The organism is Massilia sp. UBA6681 (assembly GCF_002454935.1).
In the GTDB taxonomy this organism is placed as follows: domain Bacteria; phylum Pseudomonadota; class Gammaproteobacteria; order Burkholderiales; family Burkholderiaceae_D; genus Telluria; species Telluria varians.
The window spans coordinates 5,413-6,107 of sequence record NZ_DKJX01000097.1; the positions used below are offsets into that span (position 1 = coordinate 5,413).

Annotated in this window: 2 protein-coding genes; both read right to left on the reverse strand. The window is 64.2% G+C overall.

Features of this window, described 5'->3' with window-relative positions:
- Window positions 1-420, reverse strand: a 420-nt coding sequence (locus B2R83_RS17835; RefSeq protein ID WP_292044004.1) for a DUF3683 domain-containing protein, incomplete at its 3' end; no start/stop codon positions are given.
- Between the two features lie 48 nt (window positions 421-468).
- Window positions 469-695 (reverse strand): hypothetical protein (locus tag B2R83_RS17840; RefSeq protein WP_292044001.1); only part of this gene is annotated, 227 nt, incomplete at its 5' end.

The window sequence follows — 695 nt, forward strand, 5'->3', positions numbered from 1 at the left end:
GTCGACGGCCTTGCGGGCGGCGGCCAGGAGCTGTTCGACCGCGGCGCTGCGCGACGCGGAGGCTTCGGCATCGCCTTCGGCGGCGTCCACGCTCAGGCGGCGCTTGTCGACTTCGCCCAGGCGGTGGTGCAAGGCGTCGATCAGCTTCTGGCGGCGCTTCGGGTTATCCAGCAGGTCGTCCTGCAGGTAGGGGTTGCGGCGCACCACCCAGATATCGCCCAGGACCTCGTACAGCATGCGCGCCGAGCGGCCGGTCTGGCGCGCCCCGCGCAGTTCGTCGAGCAGGCGCCACGAGGACTCGCCCAGCAGGCGGATCACGATCTCGCGATCGGAGAACGAGGTGTAGTTGTAGGGGATCTCGCGCAGTCGTGCAGGAGCATTGTCGGCGAGCAGAGTATGGATATGTGCGGGCGCGTTCATGAGATGCAGGGCGTCGGTCGGACGGGTCCGAAGGACGTTCATTCTAGCTTATTGCGCTGCACCACGCTGGACGCTGGCTAGAATCAAAAGAAAGGGCGCGCAAGAAAATTTCAACAGCGGGCAAAAGATGCAAATTACGTTTGCAAAAAGCTGCTCACATGCATCATTCGTTTGCATCCCGCCCACGAATGGCATATTGCATAAGGATGCAGGAGGGGAAGCGGCCCCTCCTGCCTGCGCTTCAGCGGGCGCTGCGCTTGCGGCGCGCGGCGGCG